Raw genomic sequence first — 19,437 nt, 5'->3', positions numbered from 1 at the left:
AGGATGACGACTCCGCCAAAGGCTCGCGCGGCTGCCGCGAAGGGTGGGCCGGTCGTGCTCGACGAGATCTCCAAGCAGATCATCGAGCAGCTTCAGATGGACGGGCGAAAGCCGTACGCCGCCATCGGCAAGGCGGTGGGGCTGTCGGAGGCCGCGGTGCGCCAGCGCGTGCAGCGCCTGCTCGACCTCGGCGTCATGCAGATCGTCGCCGTCACCGACCCGCTCACCCTGGGCTTCCCCCGCCAGGCCATGATCGGCATCAAGTGCGAGGGCGACCTGGAGCAGGTCGCCGACGAACTGTCGCAGATCCCCGAGATCGACTACGTGGTGCTCACGGCCGGCTCGGTCGACATCATGGTCGAGGTGGTCTGCGAGGGCGACACCCACCTGCTGGAGATCCTGGGGAAGATCCGGGCGATCTCCAGCGTGCGCGCGACCGAGACGTTCGTCTACCTCAAGCTGCACAAGCAGACCTACTCCTGGGGCACGCACTGACGCCGGCGTCCGGGACGGCCGTCATCACGGCCAGCAGGAGCACGTCCCGGTAGCCGAGCGTCCGGCTCCACCCGGAGGGTGAAGTCCGGCGGCGTCGTCAGCACCCGTGCCAGGTCCCCGGTGACCGCGAGCCTGCTGGGCGTGAATCCGCAGCGCCGCAGGCGGCGCAGCCAGGTGGCGGTGGGCTCCAGGGAGCGCGACCGCCGCAGGAAGACGTCGCGGCCATCGGCTCCGGCGCAAGCGGCGCTCAAGTGGCTGATAAGTGGGCGGGCGTACCACAGGAGCGCGGCACCCGCGCGAGCAGAGGGGCGGGTCTGACTCCTGGGAGCGTGCTCGATGAGCAGACGCATGATCTTTTCCATCACTGCCGGCCTCGCGCTCGCGGGGACGATCGTCGTCGCAGCACCGGCGCACGCCGCCACCGGCTGCGCGATCACGCCGTACGGGCTGATCGGCGCACGGTGGGCGGAGCTGGGCGGCGCGAACGGCACGCTGGGCTGTCCGACGACGCAGGAGACCGACGTCTACATGAACGGCGTCGGCTGGGCCGGGCGCAGGCAGTCGTTCGTGCGCGGGCAGATGGCCTGGTCTCCCAAGAACGGCTCCAAGCTCGTGGTGGCCGCCTACTCCACGAACGGATACGCCTACTTCGATTGGAAGTCGACCGACCGCTTCTGGGACAAGTTCCTCGTCCGCTGGACCAGCGCCGCGGATCCCAACGGGGGGCAGGAGGACTTCATCGGCGGCAACCGCGGCAAGGCGTGGACCCGCCTGCGGACCAACAGCGGCTACCGCTGGAATGTCAAGGGATGCGACACCGGCGTATTCGGTTCGAGATGCCAGCCTTACTGGACGATCTCGGTCACCGGCTGAGCCTCGGACCGGTGTCAGCCGATGCGGGCGACGGCGCGTACGGGGGACCCGTCGGCGGCGTGGAGACGCAGCGGCAGCAGGGAGACCTCGATCGGACGGCCGGCGGCCTGGGCCTCCAGGAGCGGGCCGAGACCGCGCAGGTTCTCCGCGATGACGGCGTGCGCGCCGCACAACACGCGATGCGCGGGCAGATCGGCGGGAGCCGGAGTGGGGTCGACGCTGAGCGTGTCGACGCCCACGGTCCGCACGCCCGCCGCGACGATCCGGCGGGCGGTCTCCGATTCCATATACGGGTGGGCCAGATAGCCGGGCGTGCCCCAGTGCTCGTCCCAGCCCGTCGCGACCAGCAGAACGGTCCCCGGGCCCAGCCGCCCGGCCACCGCGGCGAGCATCGCGGGGGTGATCGGCGCGCGCGGGGGCAGGCCCCGGGCGTCGAGGACCGCCGCCGGGCCGAGGAACCGCTCCAGCGGCAGGGCGTCGAGCGTGGGCAGCGCGTCGTCGATGTGGTAGGGCGCGTCCACGTGCGTGCCGGACTGCGACCCGAGGTGCAGGCCGAGGACGTTCACGCCCTCGGCCGCCACCGTCAGGGCGGGAGCGATCTCCACCTCCGGGTCTCCGGGGTAGACGGGCATGCCGCTCACGACGGGCACCGACAGGTCGACGATCATCGCTTCTCCTGGCTTCTCCTGTGCTTCTCCGGGCCTTTCCGGACGCGAGCGGGCCGATCAGATCGTAGGCCACGAAGAGAGTCGGCCCCGGTCTGTCGAGGCCCCGGTCTCTCGAGAACAGTTCAGCGCGTGCGCGAGATCGCGTACAGATCCGTCCGCCGGTCGCGGTGGACGTCGTTGCGCGGGCCGGTGGCCTTGTCCCTGGCCGTGGCCAGATCGCAGTCGGCCACCAGCACGGCGGGCCCGTCCCTGAGCACGGGCCCCGCCAGCGGATAACCGTCCGGACCGATGACCGAGGTGCCGCACACCCAGCCCACCCCCCGCTCGGCGGCGCAGCGGTCGGCCACGGCGACGAACATCCGGTTGGCGGCCGCGGCCACCTGGGCATAGGCGACCAGCACCGGCCGCTCCCCCGCCGGGACGGGCGAGACGGGCCAGTTGGTGGAGACGGCCAGCAGGTCGGCCCCGGCCAGGCCCACCGCCCGCACCCACTCGGGGAACTCCAGGTCGTAGCAGACCATCATGCCGATCCGGCCGAGCGCGGTGTCCACCACGGGAGCGGCGGCGTCGCCGGGCGCGAACACGTCCTGCTCGTCGTGCCACAGGTGGGCCTTGCGGTAGACGGCCCTGGTCCCGGTGGGGTCGACCATGACCTGGCTGTTGCGCACGAGGCCGTCCGCCAGCTCGCAGAACCCGCCCACGATGACCAGGTCGTGGTCCTTGGCCAGCCGTCCCCACTCCGTGACGGTCGGGCCTTCGGCCGACTCGGCCAGACCCCTGGCCTCCTCGGCGCCGGTGAAGACGTATCCGCTGTTGACCAGTTCGGGCAGCACGACCAGGCGGGCCCCGGCCGCGGCGGCCTCGGCGACGGCCTGCGCGGCGGCGGCCCGGTTCGCCTCCGGCTCGCCCACCCGCAGCGGAAGCTGCGCCACGGCGACCCGCGTCACGGCCGCACCGCTCTACTGACCACGACGATCGCACTCATGCGTTCCTCCAAGTGAGGGGAGATCGCTCGAGTGTGCCCTGACCCCCTGAATCAGGACAACTAGCGCTATCACGGCAAATACGCTGGCCGTCGTGGACGCGCACAACACCGTGGAGGACCTGCTGCGCTCCCCCGCGCTGCAACTGAAGGTGCTGGCGGGGGAGCGCGGCCTCGGCAGATCGGTCTCCTGGGCCCATGTGAGCGAGCTGGAGGACCCCACACCCTGGCTTCTCGGGGCCGAGGTGATCATGACGACCGGCATCGGGGTGCCCAAGAGCGCGGCCGCCCAGCGCGCGTACCTGGAGCGGCTCGACGACGCGGGGGTGGCCGCGCTCGCGCTCAGCGCGGGGCTGCACGTCCCCCCGCTGCGCCGGGCCTTCCTCGACGCCGCCGAGGAGCGGGGGTTCCCCGTGCTCGAGGTGCCGCTGGCCGTGCCGTTCATCGCGATCGCGCAGGAGGTCGCGGCGGCCGTGCAGGAGGACGCCCGCCAGCGGCTGGGGGCGCAGCTCCAGGTGTTCGGCGCGCTGCGCTGGCTCGCCTCCGAGGGGCTGGACACGGCCGGGCTGTTCCGGCGGCTCGAACGGCTGTCGGGCTACGAGATCTACCTGAGCACGCCGCAGGGCCGCCCGCTGCTGCCGGGCGTGCCGGCGCCCCCGCCGTCCGTACGGCTGCCCGCCTCGGCGGACGCCCCGCCGACGATCCCCGGCGGGTTCGCGCTCCCGGTGCCCGCGCCCGGCGGGCCGGCCGGGTTCCTGGTCGCCTTCGAGCGGGAGGGCGCCCGTCCTGCCGGGCTCGCCGTGGTCCAGCACATCGCGACCGTCGCCGCCCTGCGGGTGGCGATGGTGCGCAGCGAGCGCGAGACGCTGCGCCGCCAGGGCGCGGAGACGCTGGCCGAGCTGCTGCAGGACGTGCTCGACCCGGAGACCGCCCGGCGCAGGCTCGACCTGATGGGCCTGCCGCCCGAGCGCGACGTCGTGCTGCTCGTGGTGCGCGACGCCGCCGACGACGCCGTCGTCCAGGCCCTCGGCGAGCACCCGCACCTCATGCTCCGCCGCCACCGGGACCTGTACGTGCTGACGGCGGCGGCCGTCGCCACCGCGGAACTGGAGGCGGTGCCCGGCATCGCGGCCGGCGTCAGCCGTCCCCTGCCGCCCGGATCGTCGCTGCGCGTCGCCCAGCGTGAGGCGCTGTGGGCGGCCTCCCGCGCCGCCGAGGCGGGCAGGCCGCTGGTCGGCTACGGCGAGGACACCACGGGCCGGTGGCTGCCCGACGACGTGGGCGTGCTGGCCGCCCTGGTCGAGCACGTGCTCGGCGACGTCCTGCGATACGACGCCGAACACGGATCGGACCTGATCGCGTCGGTACGGACGTGGATGGAGCGCGACCGCCGCGTCGACGACGCCGCGCGGGCGCTGCACGTCCACCCCAACACGCTGTCGTACCGGCTGCGCCGCTTCGGCGCGCTGACCGGGCGCGACCTGTCGGCGACCGGCGACTTCGCCGAGGTGTGGCTGGCCATCCGCGCGGCCTCCCAACTCGGCGGCCTGTGAACGGCGGGGATCAGCGGATGCCGACGTAGAAGCGCGTCTGGTCGCTGCGGTGGAGGGCGTAGTAGGCCTCGAACCTGGTGTTGTCCTCCAGCCAGGCGACCGACTCGATGCCGAGCAGGGGCGTCGAGGTGGACACCTCCAGCAGGGCCGCGTCCTCCCGGTTGGGGAAGACCGCCTCGATCCAGCGGTCGGCCGCCGCGGGCTCGATGCCGTACCGGCGGCGCAGCACGTCGTACAGCGACTGGTTCTCCAGGATGGCGCGTTCGAGCCCGGGGACGAGCCGGGCGGGCAGGGCGGTGTCGACGAGCAGCCACGGCTGGCCGTCGACCCGGCGGAGCCTGCGCAGCCGGACGACCTGCTCCCCCAGCGGTATCCGCAGGAGCGCGGCCTCCCGCTCGTCGGCCTCGCCGAGCGCCTGCCGGACGGTCTGCGTGGTCACTCGACGCCCCGATTCCCGCAGGTCGTCGGCGGACCCGGACATCGAGCCGACGAACCTCAGCTCGGTCTTGCGGGGTGCGACGAAGGCCCCCTTGCCCTTTACCTTGTAGATCAAGCGCTGCTGGACCAGCTCGCGCAGCGCCTCCCTGACTACCGTGCGGGAGACCCCGAACAGGTCGCTCAGCTCGGCCTCGGACGGCAGCGGCTGGTCGGGCCCCCGCACGCCGCTCTCGATCTCCGCGCGCAACGCCCGCATGAGCTGCATCCACAGCGGCTCCGCCCCGTCGCGGCTGAGAGGCGGATAGGTCATCGTCACGGGAACCTCCTCGGCGGCACCGCAGCAGAATGCCCCACTCGAACCTGTAACTACAAGTGGGCCCGGCCGTAACCAAGATTATCGTCGGCCGCGGGCTGAAGTGACCGAAAACAGGCTCTTGACACGCCCGTAACGCCCGCTTAGTTTGCTTGTCACTACAGGCCTGTAATGACAGGCCGATCGGGCGAAGCCTTCACGCCGACTCTCCCCCCTCGCGAACCCGCTCTGTCTGGAGACACCATGCACATGCGCCCCACACGCCGGCCCTGGCGCGCCGCCTCCGCCGCGGCGATCTCCGCTCTCGCCGTACTGGCCGCGGGCTGCGGCTCCGGCGGCTCCGGTAGTGCCACCGCGGACGCCGCCGGCGGGTCCGCGGGCGGCGGCGGCAAGCCCTTCATCGCGCTGAGCAACGGCTTCATCGGCAACGGCTGGCGCCAGACGATGATCGCCAAGTTCGAGGCCGCCGCCGAGCAGGCCAAGACCGACGGGCTGATCGGCAAGTACAAGGTCGTGAACGCGCCGGGCGAGAACTCGGCGACCGAGCAGGTCGCCCAGATCAAGAGCCTGCTGCTGCAGAAGCCCGACGCGCTGCTCATCGACCCCGCCTCGCCGACCGCGCTGCAGCCGGTGATCCAGCAGGCCTGTACGGCCGGCGTCAAGGTCGTGGTCTTCGACTCCGCCATCGACGCGCCCTGCGCCCACGTGCTGCAGAACAGCTTCGTCGACTGGGCGACGTACGCCGCCAAGCCGCTGCTGGAGGGCATCGGCGGCAAGGGCTCGGTCATCGTGAGCCGAGGCGTGGTCGGCTCCCAGCCCGAGGCCGAGATGCTCGACACCACCAAGAAGATCCTCGCGGACTACCCCGGGGTGAAGACCGTGGCGACGGTCACCGGCATGTGCGACGGCGCCACCGCGCAGAAGGCCGTGCTCGGCGTGCTGTCCAGCGTGCCGAAGGTGGACGGCGTCATCGGCTGCGGCGACGGCTACGGCGTGGCCCAGGCCTTCGCCACGGCGGGCAAGCCCGTGCCGGCGGTCGACTTCGAGACCAACGGCCGCGCGCTGAGCTACTGGCGGGACAACAAGATCGACAACGGCTCCGTCGCGGTCATGTCCGACCCCGGCCAGTCGGTCGCCGCCCTCTGGGAGGCCCTGGACCTGCTCGGCGGCAAGGACGTGCCCAAGCAGATGACCTTCCCGATCGTCCTGATCGAGCAGAAGGACCGCGACGCCTGGGCCTCGGTGCTCAAGCCCGACGAGTACGCCGCCTGGCCGTGGACCCAGGAGCTGTTCCGGCAGCAGGTCGAGGCCGTCAAGACCGGCGGCAAGCCGGTCCAGCCGCCGATCCCGTCGGCCGTGGGCTGACCCGGCTGCACATCGACCACGGCACGGAGGAGACGGAGGAGACCGGGCATGCACGTCGACAATCTCCCGGCCGGCGGCACGGCGCCACCGGAGACGGACACCGGACCGGCCGCCCGGCCGCCCGTCGTCACCGCCAGGGGCGTGACCAAGGCGTACGGGCGCACCCGGGCCCTGACGGGCGTGGACCTGGAGGTCCGCGCGGGCGAGGTGCTCGGGCTGGTCGGTCACAACGGCGCGGGCAAGAGCACGCTCATGCGCGTGCTCGCCGGGCTTGAGGCCTGCGACACGGGCACGGTCCTCGTGCACGGGAGCAGGGCGTCCGCCGAGGACTTCCGGTCGGTGCGGATGGCCTACCAGGAGACGTCGCTGTGCCCCGACCTCACCGTGGCGGAGAACATGTGGGTGTCCTCGCGGCACTGCCTGCCCCGCCTGGGGTGGCGGCGGGCGGCGAGCGACGCGGTGCGCCGCCGCCTCGACGAGATGTTCCCCGGCCACGGCGTCTCCCCGCGCGACCGGGTGGAGGACCTGTCGCTCGCCCGACGCCAGATGGTGGAGATCGCCCGGGCCTGCCTGGTGGACCGGCTCGACCTGCTGATCCTCGACGAGCCCACCGAGTCGCTCGGCCCGGACGCCGCCCGGTCGCTGTACGCCTACGTGCGCAGGCTGACCGAGACCGGCACCGCCGTGCTGCTCATCTCGCACCGCATCCGCGAGGTCCTCTCGGTGGCCGACCGGGTGGCCGTGCTGCGCGACGGCGCGGTCACCGCCGAACGGCCCGCCGCGGGGCTCGGCGAGCCGGACGTCCTGGAGCTGATGGGAGCCCACGTCGCCACTCCGGCGGCGACCGGCACACGGGCGGCCGCAGGCGGGGCCGCCGCGCGAGAGACGGTGGCCGAGCTGCGCGGCGCCACCGGCCCCGGCCTCCGCGAGGTCACCCTGCGGGTCGGCAGGGGCGAGGTCGTGGGCCTCGCCGGGCTGGCCGGCCAGGGCCAGCAGGAGGTGCTCGAACGCCTGTGGCGGCCCGTCCGGCGCGACACCACGGTGAAGGTGACGCGGGCGTACGTCCCGGGCGACCGGCAGCGCTCGGGCGTCCTGCCCCTGTGGAGCGTGGGCGACAACCTCATCGTGACCGCGCTGCGCGGCATCGCCCGCCGGGGGCTGCGCCGTCCGGCCGAGGAGCGCGCGGTCGTCGGCGACTGGGTGAAGCGCCTGGCCATCAGGGGCGGCGCGGAGGCCGGGATCACCGAGCTGAGCGGCGGCAACCAGCAGAAGGTCATCGTCGCCCGCGCGTTCGCCTCCCCCGCCGGGCTCGTGCTGCTCGACGACCCGTTCCGCGGCGTGGACGTGCACACCAAGACCGATCTGTACCGCCTCATCAGGGAGGAGGCGGCGAAGGGCCGGAGCATCGTCTGGTACTCCAGCGAGAACGCCGAGATGGCCCACTGCGACCGCGTCTACGTCTTCCGGGCCGGCCGGATCGTGGCCGAACTGACCGGCGAGGAGATCTCCGAGGAACGCATCATCGCCGTCTCCTTCAACGAGGACGGAGGAAACGACTGATGGCCCAGCTTCTCGCCCCGGCGCTGCCCGACCGCGCGCGGATGCGCCGTTCGGCCCCTGCCGCGGTCAGCGCCGTCGCCCTGATCGCGATGATCGGCGTCTGCTCGTCGCTCCAGCCGGGCGTGCTGACCGTGGAGGGCCTCACGCTGGTCCTGTCCGCGACCGTGCCGCTGGTGATCGCCGCGCAGGCCCAGATGACGCTCATGGCCGTCGGCGACATCGACCTCGGGATCGGCAACTTCGTCGGCCTGGTCACGGTGGTCTCCGCGACCCTGCTGGTGTCGTCCCCCCTCGTCGGCGCGCTCGTCCTGGCCGGGCTGGTCGCGGCGTACGCCGTGCTCGGCCTGCTCATCCACCTGCGCGAGGTGCCGGCACTGATCGCGACCCTCGGCGCCTCGTTCGTCTGGCTCGGGCTCGGCCTGTTCCTGCTGCCGACGCCGGGCGGCACGACGCCCGGGTGGCTGGCGTCGTTCGGCGCGTGGCAGCCCGCGGGCTTCCCGGCGCCGCTGCTGCCGATCCTGGTCGTCGCGCTGCTGGTCTACCTGCTCACCGCGCGCAGCGCCGCAGGCGTGCGGATGCGGGGGCTGGGCAGCAACCCGGTCGCGCTGCGGCGGGCCGGTCTGCGACCGCTCACCTCCCGCGTCATCGCCTACGCGACGGCGGGCGCGCTCGGCGTGCTGTCCGGCCTCGTCCTGGCCTCCCAGACCGGCGGCGGAGACGTGTCGTCGGCCTCCAGCTACACGCTCATGACCGTGGCCGCGGTGATCCTCGGCGGCGGCTCCTTCTCCGGCGGCAACGCCGTGCCGTGGGGCGCCGCGATCGGCGGGGTGACGCTGGGGCTGGTCAGCGTGGTTCTCAGCCTGCTCGACGTGCGGTCCGACATGCAGTCGGCCGTGCAAGGCGTGATCGTCCTGGCCGTGCTCGCCGGCCGCGTCGTCGTGGGGAAGGTGCTGCGATGAACATCCGCGTGACCGGTTCACGTCGCTGGAGCGGCCCCTGGAACGGCGCCCCCTGGATTTGGGGCTTCGCCGCCGCCGCGCTCGTGTGGCTGGTGATCCTGGCCATCTCGGGCCAGGGCGGCGGGCAGACCGTCTCCCTCGCTTTGTCGCTCGCGCCGTACCTCGTCATCGTCGGGCTCGGGCAGATGCTGGTCATCACCGCGGGCCCCGGCAACATCGACGTGTCGGTGGGATCGGTCATCTCGCTCGCCGGGTTCGTCTCGGTGGCGGCGGCCTCCGCGACCGGCTCGGCGGCCGTGGGGATCCTCGCGGGGATCGGCGTCGGCGTCCTCGTCGCGGCGGTCAGCGCCGTGGCCATCCTCGGCCTGTCCGTCCCCCCGATCATCGCCACCCTGGCCGCGGGGCTCGTCGCCTCGTCGATCACGCTGTCGATGGCCAACGGCTTCACCGCCGTGCCCGACCCCGGCCTGCGCTCGGCGCTCAACCTGCGCCCGGCCGGCGTGCCGCTCCTCGCGCTGGCGATCGCGGTGCTGACCGTGCTCGTCGTCGCGCTGCTGCGCCGTACGGTCTACGGCCGGTCGCTGATCGCGGTGGGCCAGAGCCGCCGGGCCGCCGAGCGGGCCGGCATCCCGGTCGCCCGGATCATCGGGTCGACGTACCTGCTGAGCGGCGCGCTGGCCGGGCTGACCGGCGCGCTGCTCGCCGCCTACATCGCGCCCTCGGCCGATCTCGGCACCCGCTACCTGCTCGACTCCGTGGCCGTCGTGGTCATCGGCGGAACGCTCATCTCCGGCGGCCGCGCGGTCCCGGTGGGCGTGTGGGGCGCGGCCCTCTTCTTCATCCTGCTCGACGGACTGGTCAACCTCGTCGGCTGGAGCACCGCGGCGCAGAACCTGCTCAAGGGCGGCCTGGTGCTCTTCGTCCTCTTCCTCGCCGGCGGGGGCGACCGTACCGCATCTCTGTTCAGACGGCGATCGCGCACCGCGACCGCCACCACCACTAGCACAGGAGACGACACTGATGGCTGACACCGACGGCCTGCTCGACGCCCGCGACTTCGGGACGTCCGCCGGGCCCGCGGCGAGCGGCTTCCACGTCAAGGGCGCGCACGGGCAGGACTGGGGCCTTCGCAACCGCCTGTCGCGCATCTTCCGGCCGGACACCGGGCGCACGGTCATGCTGGCGTTCGACCACGGCTACTTCGTCGGCCCGATGGCCGGCCTGGAGCGCCTCGACACCCGGATCGCGCCGCTCGTCCCGGACGCCGACGCGATCATGATGACCCGCGGCGCGCTGCGCACCAGCATCCCCGCGACCACCGACGCCGGCATCGTGCTGCGCGCCAGCGGCGGCCCGAGCATCCTGCGGGAGCTGTCCGACGAGCACATCGCGCTGGACATGGAGGACGCGCTGCGCCTCAACGCCGCGGCCGTGGCCATCCAGGTGTTCGTCGGCGGCGAGCACGAGTCGCGGTCGGTCGCCAACCTGGCCGCGCTCGTGGACGCCGGCCAGCGGCACGGCGTCGCCGTGCTCGGCGTCACCGCGGTCGGCAAGGACATGGTCCGCGACGCCCGCTACTTCCGCCTCGCCACCCGGATCAGCGCCGAGATGGGCGCCCACATCGTCAAGACGTACTACGTCGAGGAGGGCTTCGAGACCGTCACCGCGAGCTGCCCGGTGCCGATCATCGTCGCGGGCGGCAAGAAGCTGCCCGAGATCGACGCCCTGACGATGGCCTACCGGTCGATCCAGGAGGGCGCCGCCGGCGTCGACATGGGCCGCAACATCTTCCAGAGCGACAGCCCCGCCGGCATGCTCGCCGCGGTCCGCGCGGTCGTGCACGACGGGCTCAAGCCCGAGGAGGCGTACGAGATCTACAAGGAGAAGGCGGCCGGCGCAGCCTAGTCCAGTTCTTCTCCGGCGCGGGTCCGCCGCCCGCGGACCCGCGCCCGTCACCCTCCGGGAGCCTCCCATGTCGCATCACGTCCCCTCCGGTGAGAACGACGCCGTCGACCTCGCCGTCATCGGAGCCGGTATCAACGGGCTCGCCATCGCCCGGGACGCCGCCGCCCGCGGCCTGCGCGTCGTCGTCGTCGACCGCGCCGACGTGGGCTCGGGCACGTCGAGCACCTCCAGCCGGCTGATCCACGGCGGCCTCAAGTACCTCGAGCGCTACGACTTCACGCTCGTGCACGAATCCATCCGGGAGCGGCACCTGCTGTTCCGCACCGCTCCCCACCTCATCCGCGACTACCCGATGCTGATCCCCTTCTACGAGGGGTACACCCGGCCGGGAGCGCTGATCCGGCTCGGCCTGCTGGCGTTCGACATGATGGCCCTGGGCCGGGGACGCGGGCTCAGCCGGGGCGTGCCGCTCCGCACGGTGGCCCGCCGGTGGCCCACGCTGTCGCGCGAGGGCCTGCGCGGGGCGGCGCTGTTCCACGACGCGCAGGTGCCGTGGGCGGAGCGGCTCTGCGTCGAACTGCTCCTCGACGCCCGCCACCTGGGCGCGCGCGTCCTCACCTACACCTCCGTCACCGGCCTGATCGTCGACGGCGACCGGGTCGCCGGCCTCCGCACGGAGGACGTACGGACCGGGGAACGCGGGGAGATCCGGGCCGCCGTCACCGTCAACGCCGCCGGGCCGTGGATCGACCGGATCCTCGACGGGCAGATCGAGAGCCGGCGGCTCAACGGCGGCACCAAGGGCAGCCACGTCGTCCTCGACCCGTTCCCCGGAGCGCCCGACACCTGCATCTTCTTCGAGGCGGCGGCCGACGGCCGGCCCATCTTCGTCTTCCCCTGGCAGGGCCGTTACGTGCTCGGCAGCACCGACCTCACCTATGAGGGCGACCTGGACGAGGTCGTCGCCAGCGACGCCGAGATCGACTACCTGCTCGCCGAGACAAACCGGATCTTCCCGCAGGCGCGGTTGACCCCTGACGACGTGCTCTGGAGCGTCGCCGGGATCCGGCCCCTGCCGTACACGACCGGGGTGTCGGACAACGCCAAGATCAGCCGTGGGCACACCGTGCTCAACCACGCGCCCGCCTACCATGGCCTGCTGACGGTCATCGGCGGCAAGCTCACGACCCACCGGGCGCTCGCGGAGGACGTGACCGACGAGGCGCTGCGCGTGCTCGGCAGGCGGCCCCGCCCGTGCGTCACCCGCACCCGGCCGTTCCCCGGCGCGGACACCTCGGACTGGCCGGAGTTCGTGCGCGACTTCCTGCGCGAGTCGCCGCTGGACGGCGCGTCCTCCCGCCGGCTGCTGCAGCTGTACGGCGTGCGCGCCCGCCGGGTGCTCGACCTCGCCGCCGGGGACCCCTCGCTCGCCGAGGTCGTCGACAAGGAGACCGGCGCCCTGGCCGCCGAGGTCGTCATGGCCGTGCGCGAGGAGGGCGCGGTCACGCTGGCCGACGTCATGCTGCGGCGTATCCTTGTCGGGCTCAACGGCGACATGGGCCTTTCCAGCGCCGCGACCTGCGCGGACGTCGCCGTACGACACCTCGGCTGGGACGAGGGGCGGGCCCGCGCCGAGGTGGCCGCCTACGAGAACGAGCTGCGGCGGCACCGTCCCCGGGCGCTGGCCGCGGCGGCGAGCCGGGGCAACGACGGGAGGACGGCATGACGAACCTGGCCACGTGTTACATCGGGGTCGACGTCGGCCTGACCGCGTCGAAGGCCGCGGCGTTCGACGCGGAGGGACGCGAGGTGGGCGTGGTGCACGCCCGCACCCCGCGGACCAGCGTGACCGCCCACCGGCACGACGTGGACATGACCGGGCTGGCCGACACCGTCGTGTCGCTGCTCGGCGACCTCGCGGGCAAACTCGCGGCCGACGGCTACACGCCGGCCGGCATCGGCGTGGCCGCCCACGGCAACGGGCTCTATCCGGTCGACGCGTCGCTGCGGCCGGTCGGGCCGGCCATCGCATCGTCGGACAGCCGGGCCCAGCACATCGTGGACGCGATCGAGCCGGAGGCGGCCCGCCGCCTGGCCGCCGAGACCGGCTCCATCCCGTGGGCGGCCCAGCCGTCGGTGCTCCTGCGCTGGCTGCACGACGCCGAGCCCGAGGCGTACGCCGCGACCCGGTGGGCGCTGTCGTGCAAGGACTGGGTGACCTCGCAGCTCACCGGCGTGCCCAGCGCCGACTACAGCGACGCGAGCGCGTTCGGCATGGTGGCACTGGACACCCGTCAGTACACCCCGACGGCGCTCGAACTGGTGGGGCTTCCGGCCAGTGACCTCGACCGCTTCCCGCCGCTGCGCGAGTCCGGGCAGGTCGTGGCCGGGCTCAGCGCGCGGGTCGCGGAGCTGACCGGGCTGCCGGAGGGACTGCCCGTGATCGCGGGCTGCATGGACTGCGTGGCCGCCACGCTGGGCGCGGGCGGCCGGGCGCAGGGCGACGTGACGATCATCGTGGGCACCTGGGCCATCAACGGCGTCGTCGTCCCCGCCGCCACTCCCGCGCCCGAGGTCACGCTCAGCGCGCTGATGCCGGACTCGGGGACGATGCTCGCCATGGAGGTCGCCCCCACGTCGGCCGCCAACCTCGACTGGCTGAGCACCGCGTCGGTGCCGCACCGGGCGACCGCCGGGGTCCCGGCGGCGGACCTGCTGGCCGAGGCGGCGACGGTGGCGCCGGGCGCGGACGGGCTGCTGTTCCTGCCGTTCGTCAACGGCGCCCCCGAGCATCCCGCGGCCTCAGGGACCTTCCTCGGCATCTCCGCCGTACATCGTCGCGGGCATCTCACCCGTGCGGTCATCGAGGGGGTCGCCCAGTATCACCGGGTGCAACTCGACCGGGTCCTGGCCAGCGGTGCCGACGTGGGCGACCGCCCCTGGCGGCTGGCCGGGGGCGGCGCGCGGTCGGAGGTGTGGGCGCAGATCTTCGCCGACGTGCTCGGCCGTCCCGTCCGCCGTCAGCTCACCAGCGAACTCGGCGCACGCGGGGTCGCCTCGCTGCTGCCCGCCGCGCTCGGGCACAGCGACGTGCCGTGGTCGGTCAGCGATACCGACGACCTGTGCGTCCGCCCCGGTCCCGCCCGCGAGGCGTACGTCCGGCAGGCGGAGGTGTTCGACCGATGCCTGGCCGGGATGTCCGCCGCGTGGTCGGAGGTCGAGCGGTACCGCACGGCGGGGTTCGAACCGGCGCCCGCGTCGGACGGCCGCTGACAGGTTTTCGCCGACACCGTGCGGCGGCACCGGTGCCTCGGTGCCGTCGCGGGGGTCGCGGCCGGTGCCGTCGCGGGCGGCCGTCTCGCCGCCGCCCGCGACCCGCGCCGGTCAGAGCTTCGGCTTGGCCGCCTTGTACAGCCACGCGTCGAACAGGTCGTCCAGGTTCTGGCCGGACAGCCGTTCCGCCAAGGCGATGAGATCCTTGGTGGTGACGGTGGAGTGCCGGTTCTCCTTCGTCCACGTGCGCAGCAGCGTGAAGAACGTCTCGTCGCCGATCTTCTTGCGCAGCGCGTGCACGGTCATGGCGCCGCGGAGGTAGATCGCGTTCCAGTCGAACATGCCGGTGCGGCCCGGGTCGCCGGTCTTGAGCTTCCAGAAGGCGCTGCCCGCCTTGTGCTTGTAGTGCTCGGCGAAGGTCTTCTCGGCGGAGGGTCCGCCGTGCTGCTCCTGGTACAGCCACTCGGCGTACGACGCGAAGCCCTCGTTCAGCCAGATGTCCTTCCAGCTGCGCAGGCCGACGCTGTCGCCGAACCACTGGTGGGCCAGTTCGTGCACGATCGTCGGCTCGTCCGACATGCCCGTGTCGTACACCGGCCTGCCCTGCGTCTCCAGCGCGTAGTAGACGCCGAGCCGGTCGGCGATGCCGCCGGTCGAGGAGAACGGGTAGTCGCCGAAGATCTTCGACTCCCACCTGATCGCCTTGGCGGTGGTGCCGTGCAGGCGCTTGAACTCCTTGGCCAGGGACGGATCGTACGCCGTGATGTTGGGCATGCCGTCGACGACGCCCTGGGTGACCTTGAACTTCCCGATCGCGACCATGGCGAGGTACGACGCCATGGGCCGGCGCATCTCCCACTTCGAGGTCCTGTAGCCGTCGCGCGGGCCGGCCACGCCGGAGTTCCCCGGCTCGCCGTTGGCCAGGACCGTCAGCCCCTCGGGCACGGTGACCTCGAAGGTGTAGGTGGCCTTGTCCCGCGGGTTGTCGTTGACCGGAAACCAGCTACGCGCTCCGTCCGGCTCGGCCAGCACGACGGCGCCGTCCTTGGTATTGATCCAGCCGGTGACGCCGAGCGCCTTGTCCTTGATCGCCTTCGGCCGGCCGGCGTAGGACACCTCGACGGTGAACGTCTTCCCTGACGGCAGCCCGTGCCGGGGCGTGACGACGAGTTCCTGGCCCTTCCGGGCGTACGAGGCCCGTTCGCCGTTCACGAGCACCTTGCCGATCTTCGGCCCGGAGAAGTCGAGGTCGAACCGGGACAGGTTCTTCTTCGCCGTCGCCGTGATCGTCGTCGTGGCGCTGAGGTGCCGGGTCTTCGGCGTGAACCGCAGCCGGATCGTGTAGTGGCCGACGTCGTATCCGCCGTTGCCCGCGTGGGGGAAGTACGGGTCGCCGAGACCGGCCGAGCCGGGGACGAAGTCGCCGGAGCCCGTGCTCGCCTGGGCCGCCGGCACGGTCTGAAGGGGGACGGCCAATGTGAGACCGGCGGCGACGAGCGCCGCCAAGGGGGATGGTCTGCGCAGCATGATCCCTATCGTGGTGCATTGCTCCACGAAAATTGCAATTTATTACCTTTACGAATCGCCTCAGGGGCAGCGCTCCAGCACGCTCGCCATCTCCGCCAGGAAACCGTCCACCTCGTGGATCGCGTAGCCGGGCCGGAACACGACGGTCGCGAACGTGGCCTTCCTGACCTGCTCCGGCGTCAACGGCTCGGCCGCCGTCCCGCGCAGCGTCGCCACCACCCGGTCGAGGAACGCGTCGACCTCCTCCTCGCGGTAGCCCATCCCGAGCCGCCCGGGACGGAAGGCCACGCGCTCCACCCGGGCCGCCTGCGTCTCCAGCCAGGACGGCGTGCCCGGCTCCGGAGGGGGCGTGCCGGTCTTCTCCACACGGCCGGTGGCCTGCGCGGGGGCCGCTTGCGGACGCGCGCGCTCCTCGGCCCGCGTACGGCGGGACGGTGCCGCCGGGGCCCGGGCGGCGACGGGCCGGGGCTCGTGGGCAACGGGCTCTGTGGTGACGGGCTCTGTGGTGACGGGTTCTTTGACAACGGAGTCCGAGACGGCGGGCGGCGGCGGAACGGCCGGTACGGCGGCGTCCCGACCGGCTCTGGCCTCGACCGCGACGATGAACGCGTCGAGCGCGAAGTCCACCGCCGTCTCGTTGTAACCCCCGAGCTTGACGGCGAACTTCGCGTTCCTGATCTCGTCGGCGGTCACCGGTGGCCCGTCGAGCGGGCCGAGCCCGAGCGTCCGCTCGATCCTGCGCACGAAGTCGTCGACCTGTTCGGGGTCATAGCCCAGGCGCACCGCCATGACGCGGGGAAAGCGGTTCACACCACACCTCCCTGCCCGTTGCTGACGCCCGTCCATTTTGACGGGAGTCCCAACAGAAAGGCGAGACCCAAAGATCGCCCGATGTACGTACACCGGGAGGAACATCCCGATAGGCTCGGAAAACTATGCGGATCGCCAGCCTCTCCTTCCGGTACGGACGGCGAGACCCCTGGGTCCTGTCCGACGCCGGTCTGGTCCTCGATCCGGGAGACGTGGTCGAGGTCACCGGGCCCAACGGCACCGGCAAGTCGACCCTCCTGCGACTGGTCGCCGGGCTGCTGAGGCCCGTACGCGGAAGCGTCCAGGACCGTCCCCGGGTCGTCGGGTACGCCCCCGAGCGGTTCCCCGCCGACCAGCCGTTCACCGTGGCGTCCTACCTGCGGCACATGGCGGCGGTCCGGAGGGTGAGCTCGGAGTCGATCGGCCGGTGGAGCGAGCGGCTCGGCATGGACCACCTGCTCGGGCAGCGCCTGCCCGATCTGTCCAAGGGCAGCGCGCACAAGGTGGGCCTCGCGCAGGCGCTGCTCGCCGAGCCGGGGCTGCTCGTGCTCGACGAGCCCTTCGCCGGTCTCGACGCCGCCACCCGCGCCGAACTCCCCAGGATCATCGGGGAGATCAGCGCGCGCGGCGGGATCGTGGTGGTGAGCGACCACCAGGGTGATCTGCGCGCCTTCCCCGGCCTGCGCCGCTGCGAGGTCCGCGACCGGGCCGTACGCGAACTCGAGCCGGTCGAGGAGGTCGGTGAGACGGCCCTGACCGTGCTGGAGGTGGCGGTGGCCGCGTCGAGGGCGTCGGACCTGGCCGACCGCCTGCGCGCCGAGGGCTGCACGGTGCATATCAAGGGGCACACCAAGGGGCACATCACGGGCGGCGTCGCCCGGGAGGCCGCCGGATGACAGCCGTGATCGCGCTGGCGAGGTTCCGCCTCACCGGATATGTCGCCTCACACCGGGCACTGCAACCGCTGATCGCGCTGCTGGCACTGCTGGCGGTCCTCTACGCCGGCGCCGTGCCCGCCGGTCAGGAGATCGGGGCCACCGCGGACTCGGCCGCCATGCTCGTGCCGGTGCTCGCCTGGGCCGCGCGCGGCCTGCTCGACACCGAGCCCGACGAGCAGCGCAGCGTCGCCCTGTCCGCGCTGGGGCCGAGGGAGCTGGTGAGCGGCCTCCTCGCGGCGTTCGCGTCGCTGCTCGCGCTGGCCGCGATCGCCGAGGCCGCGTTGCTCTTCCGCCTCGCGGCCTCCCCCACCCTCACCGTGCTCCTGACCGGGGTGTGGCTGCATCTGCTGTCCGCGGCGGCGGGGCTCGCGCTCGGGGCGCTGACGAGCCGCCCGATCCTGCCCTCCCCCGCGGTCTCCACGATCGCCCTGATCCTCGGCTACCTGTCGATGCTGATGATCAGCATGGCCGGGGCCCGCTGGCTCACCGTGCCGGTCATGGCCTGGATGCGGGACGCCCACCACGGTGTGCTGCTGTCCGGGCTGCCCCTGCTCACGGTGCAGTCCCTGCTGTGGCCCGCGATCGGCCTGGCGGCCTACGTGTGGCTGCGCCGCACGCGACCCTGACTCACTGCTGGGGCGCGGCCGCGAGCTGCCCGCACGCCCCGTCGATCTCCCGCCCCCGGGTGTCCCGTACGGTCACGGCGACGCCGTGGGACTCCAGGCGGCGTACGAACGCCCGCTCGTCCTCCGGACGGGAGGCGGTCCACTTCGAACCGGGCGTGGGGTTGAGCGGGATCAGGTTGACGTGCACGAGCTTGCCCTTGAGCAGGCGGCCGAGCAGGTCGGCCCGCCACTCCTGGTCGTTGATGTCCTTGATCAGCGCGTACTCGATGGACACGCGTCGCTTGGTCTTCGCCGCGTAGTTCCAGGCCGCGTCGAGCACCTCGGCGACCTTCCACCTGGTGTTGATCGGCACGAGCGTGTCCCTGAGCTCGTCGTCCGGCGCGTGCAGGGACACGGCGAGCGTCACCGGCAGGCCCTCGTCGGCGAGCTTGCCGATCGCCGGCACCAGGCCGACCGTCGAGACCGTGACGCCGCGCGCCGAGATGCCGAGGCCCTCCGGCGCGGGGTCGACCAGGCGGCGTACGGCGCCGATGACGGCCTTGTAGTTGGCCATCGGCTCGCCCATGCCCATGAAGACCACGTTGGTCACCCGGCCGGGGCCGCCCGGGACCTCACCGCGCGCGAGCGCCCGCGCACCCGCGACGACCTGCTCGACGATCTCGGCCGTGGACATGTTGCGAGTGAGCCCGGCCTGGCCGGTCGCGCAGAACGGGCAGTTCATGCCGCATCCGGCCTGGGAGGAGACGCACATGGTGACGCGGTCGGGGTAACGCATCAGGACCGACTCGACCAGCGAACCGTCGAACAGCTTCCACAGCGTCTTGCGCGTCATGCCGCCGTCACAGGTGATCTCGCGTACGGACGTCAGCAGCGGGGGCATGAGCTGCTCGACCAGCCGCTCGCGCAGCGCGCCCGGCAGGTCGGTCATCTGCTCGGGAGAACCGGTCAGCCGGGTGAAGTAGTGGCGGGAGAGCTGGTCGGCGCGGAACGGCTTCTCCCCCAGCTCCGCCACCGCGTCCCTGCGCTCCGCCATGGTCAGGTCGGCGAGGTGGCGCTGCGGCTTGGCCCGGCGGGGCGCCACGAAGGTCAGCTGCCCGGTCTTCGGCTGCTCGCTCACGCAAAACCCTTTCCATCATCCGCGGCCGTGGTCTT

At 72.6% G+C, this 19,437-nt stretch carries 19 protein-coding genes; 12 read left to right on the top strand and 7 right to left on the bottom strand.

Annotated elements, in window-relative coordinates; genetic code table 11:
* Window positions 1-3: 3 nt before the first annotated feature.
* Window positions 4-495: an Lrp/AsnC family transcriptional regulator gene (locus Msi02_RS34785; protein WP_030511698.1), complete on the top strand. Its 492-nt coding sequence runs from the start codon at window positions 4-6 to the stop codon at window positions 493-495.
* On the opposite strand, the gene Msi02_RS34780 is transcribed toward Msi02_RS34785, so the two are convergent.
* Window positions 474-746, bottom strand: coding sequence for a hypothetical protein (locus tag Msi02_RS34780; protein ID WP_204052074.1), 273 nt, complete (start codon window positions 744-746; stop codon window positions 474-476). The genes Msi02_RS34785 and Msi02_RS34780 overlap by 22 nt on opposite strands.
* 97 nt (window positions 747-843) lie before the next feature.
* Between Msi02_RS34780 and Msi02_RS34775 the strand changes: the two genes are divergently transcribed.
* The gene (locus tag Msi02_RS34775; RefSeq protein ID WP_204052073.1) at window positions 844-1,368 is read left to right on the top strand and encodes an LGFP repeat-containing protein; all 525 of its coding nucleotides are present in this window, start codon (window positions 844-846) and stop codon (window positions 1,366-1,368) included.
* 14 nt (window positions 1,369-1,382) lie between these two features.
* On the opposite strand, the gene Msi02_RS34770 is transcribed toward Msi02_RS34775, so the two are convergent.
* Together Msi02_RS34770 and Msi02_RS34765 are read right to left on the bottom strand one after the other, a co-directional pair.
* Window positions 1,383-2,036 carry a cyclase family protein gene (locus tag Msi02_RS34770; protein WP_204052072.1) on the bottom strand — a complete coding sequence of 218 codons (654 nt, stop codon included), beginning with the start codon at window positions 2,034-2,036 and terminating at the stop codon, window positions 1,383-1,385.
* Window positions 2,037-2,158: 122 nt separating this feature from the next.
* Window positions 2,159-2,983, bottom strand: coding sequence for a nitrilase-related carbon-nitrogen hydrolase (locus tag Msi02_RS34765; protein WP_204052071.1), 825 nt, complete (start codon window positions 2,981-2,983; stop codon window positions 2,159-2,161).
* Between the two features lie 130 nt (window positions 2,984-3,113).
* Here Msi02_RS34765 and Msi02_RS34760 point away from each other — a divergent pair, with 130 nt between their 5' ends.
* Window positions 3,114-4,571, top strand: a complete 1,458-nt coding sequence (locus Msi02_RS34760) for a PucR family transcriptional regulator (protein WP_239109009.1) — start codon at window positions 3,114-3,116, stop codon at window positions 4,569-4,571.
* 10 nt (window positions 4,572-4,581) lie between these two features.
* Here the strand turns inward: Msi02_RS34760 and Msi02_RS34755 are convergent, their stop codons facing one another.
* Window positions 4,582-5,319 carry a GntR family transcriptional regulator gene (locus Msi02_RS34755; RefSeq protein WP_239109021.1) on the bottom strand — a complete coding sequence of 246 codons (738 nt, stop codon included), beginning with the start codon at window positions 5,317-5,319 and terminating at the stop codon, window positions 4,582-4,584.
* A gap of 252 nt (window positions 5,320-5,571) precedes the next feature.
* Here Msi02_RS34755 and Msi02_RS34750 point away from each other — a divergent pair, with 252 nt between their 5' ends.
* From Msi02_RS34750 to Msi02_RS34720, 7 genes are all read left to right on the top strand, one after another.
* The gene (locus Msi02_RS34750) at window positions 5,572-6,687 is read left to right on the top strand and encodes an ABC transporter substrate-binding protein (RefSeq protein WP_239109008.1); all 1,116 of its coding nucleotides are present in this window, start codon (window positions 5,572-5,574) and stop codon (window positions 6,685-6,687) included.
* A 48-nt stretch (window positions 6,688-6,735) separates the two neighbouring features.
* Window positions 6,736-8,247 (top strand): sugar ABC transporter ATP-binding protein, encoded by a 1,512-nt coding sequence (locus Msi02_RS34745; protein WP_204052068.1) that lies wholly within the window; start codon window positions 6,736-6,738, stop codon window positions 8,245-8,247.
* A complete protein-coding gene (locus Msi02_RS34740; RefSeq protein ID WP_204052067.1) occupies window positions 8,247-9,206 on the top strand; it encodes an ABC transporter permease in 960 nt (319 codons plus the stop codon). The genes Msi02_RS34745 and Msi02_RS34740 overlap by 1 nt, the downstream gene beginning before the upstream one ends.
* Entirely contained in the window at window positions 9,203-10,234 is a 1,032-nt protein-coding gene (locus Msi02_RS34735) for an ABC transporter permease (protein ID WP_204052066.1), read from the top strand. The genes Msi02_RS34740 and Msi02_RS34735 overlap by 4 nt, the downstream gene beginning before the upstream one ends.
* Complete coding sequence (gene lsrF / locus Msi02_RS34730) at window positions 10,227-11,111, top strand: 3-hydroxy-5-phosphonooxypentane-2,4-dione thiolase (protein WP_204052065.1); 885 nt, start codon at window positions 10,227-10,229, stop codon at window positions 11,109-11,111. Before Msi02_RS34735 ends, lsrF begins: the two co-directional genes overlap by 8 nt.
* A 67-nt stretch (window positions 11,112-11,178) precedes the next feature.
* The gene (locus Msi02_RS34725) at window positions 11,179-12,837 is read left to right on the top strand and encodes a glycerol-3-phosphate dehydrogenase/oxidase (RefSeq protein ID WP_204052064.1); all 1,659 of its coding nucleotides are present in this window, start codon (window positions 11,179-11,181) and stop codon (window positions 12,835-12,837) included.
* Window positions 12,834-14,384, top strand: a complete 1,551-nt coding sequence (locus Msi02_RS34720; protein ID WP_204052063.1) for an FGGY-family carbohydrate kinase — start codon at window positions 12,834-12,836, stop codon at window positions 14,382-14,384. Before Msi02_RS34725 ends, Msi02_RS34720 begins: the two co-directional genes overlap by 4 nt.
* Window positions 14,385-14,495: 111 nt before the next feature.
* On the opposite strand, the gene Msi02_RS34715 is transcribed toward Msi02_RS34720, so the two are convergent.
* Both Msi02_RS34715 and Msi02_RS34710 read right to left on the bottom strand, forming a co-directional pair.
* The gene (locus Msi02_RS34715; RefSeq protein WP_239109006.1) at window positions 14,496-15,911 is read right to left on the bottom strand and encodes a M1 family metallopeptidase; all 1,416 of its coding nucleotides are present in this window, start codon (window positions 15,909-15,911) and stop codon (window positions 14,496-14,498) included.
* A 60-nt stretch (window positions 15,912-15,971) separates the two neighbouring features.
* Window positions 15,972-16,721 carry a DivIVA domain-containing protein gene (locus Msi02_RS34710; protein WP_204052062.1) on the bottom strand — a complete coding sequence of 250 codons (750 nt, stop codon included), beginning with the start codon at window positions 16,719-16,721 and terminating at the stop codon, window positions 15,972-15,974.
* A gap of 125 nt (window positions 16,722-16,846) precedes the next feature.
* Between Msi02_RS34710 and Msi02_RS34705 the strand changes: the two genes are divergently transcribed.
* Window positions 16,847-17,617 (top strand): ABC transporter ATP-binding protein, encoded by a 771-nt coding sequence (locus Msi02_RS34705; protein ID WP_204052061.1) that lies wholly within the window; start codon window positions 16,847-16,849, stop codon window positions 17,615-17,617.
* Entirely contained in the window at window positions 17,614-18,285 is a 672-nt protein-coding gene (locus Msi02_RS34700) for a hypothetical protein (protein WP_143737917.1), read from the top strand. The genes Msi02_RS34705 and Msi02_RS34700 overlap by 4 nt, the downstream gene beginning before the upstream one ends.
* A gap of 1 nt (window position 18,286) precedes the next feature.
* Here the strand turns inward: Msi02_RS34700 and rlmN are convergent, their stop codons facing one another.
* On the bottom strand, window positions 18,287-19,402 hold the full coding sequence (gene rlmN, locus Msi02_RS34695; RefSeq protein ID WP_204052060.1) for a dual-specificity RNA methyltransferase RlmN: 1,116 nt from the start codon (window positions 19,400-19,402) through the stop codon (window positions 18,287-18,289).
* Window positions 19,403-19,437: the final 35 nt, after the last annotated feature.

Origin of the sequence: Microbispora siamensis (assembly GCF_016863095.1) — a bacterium.
Lineage (GTDB): Bacteria > Actinomycetota > Actinomycetes > Streptosporangiales > Streptosporangiaceae > Microbispora > Microbispora siamensis.
Note: the sequence above shows the minus strand (reverse complement) of the source record. Positions and strands in the feature narration are given on the sequence as shown.

Excerpts from the sequence above, each read along its gene's own strand:
- Msi02_RS34785 (WP_030511698.1), top strand. The coding sequence starts at position 4 with ATGACGACTCCGCCAAAGGCTCGCGCGGCTGCCGCGAAGGGTGGGCCG.
- Msi02_RS34775 (WP_204052073.1), top strand. The coding sequence starts at position 844 with ATGATCTTTTCCATCACTGCCGGCCTCGCGCTCGCGGGGACGATCGTC.
- Msi02_RS34770 (WP_204052072.1), bottom strand. The coding sequence starts at position 2,036 with ATGATCGTCGACCTGTCGGTGCCCGTCGTGAGCGGCATGCCCGTCTAC.
- Msi02_RS34755 (WP_239109021.1), bottom strand. The coding sequence starts at position 5,319 with ATGACCTATCCGCCTCTCAGCCGCGACGGGGCGGAGCCGCTGTGGATG.
- Msi02_RS34750 (WP_239109008.1), top strand. The coding sequence starts at position 5,572 with ATGCGCCCCACACGCCGGCCCTGGCGCGCCGCCTCCGCCGCGGCGATC.
- Msi02_RS34745 (WP_204052068.1), top strand. The coding sequence starts at position 6,736 with ATGCACGTCGACAATCTCCCGGCCGGCGGCACGGCGCCACCGGAGACG.
- Msi02_RS34740 (WP_204052067.1), top strand. The coding sequence starts at position 8,247 with ATGGCCCAGCTTCTCGCCCCGGCGCTGCCCGACCGCGCGCGGATGCGC.
- Msi02_RS34735 (WP_204052066.1), top strand. The coding sequence starts at position 9,203 with ATGAACATCCGCGTGACCGGTTCACGTCGCTGGAGCGGCCCCTGGAAC.
- lsrF (WP_204052065.1), top strand. The coding sequence starts at position 10,227 with ATGGCTGACACCGACGGCCTGCTCGACGCCCGCGACTTCGGGACGTCC.
- Msi02_RS34725 (WP_204052064.1), top strand. The coding sequence starts at position 11,179 with ATGTCGCATCACGTCCCCTCCGGTGAGAACGACGCCGTCGACCTCGCC.
- Msi02_RS34720 (WP_204052063.1), top strand. The coding sequence starts at position 12,834 with ATGACGAACCTGGCCACGTGTTACATCGGGGTCGACGTCGGCCTGACC.
- Msi02_RS34715 (WP_239109006.1), bottom strand. The coding sequence starts at position 15,911 with ATGCTGCGCAGACCATCCCCCTTGGCGGCGCTCGTCGCCGCCGGTCTC.
- Msi02_RS34705 (WP_204052061.1), top strand. The coding sequence starts at position 16,847 with ATGCGGATCGCCAGCCTCTCCTTCCGGTACGGACGGCGAGACCCCTGG.
- Msi02_RS34700 (WP_143737917.1), top strand. The coding sequence starts at position 17,614 with ATGACAGCCGTGATCGCGCTGGCGAGGTTCCGCCTCACCGGATATGTC.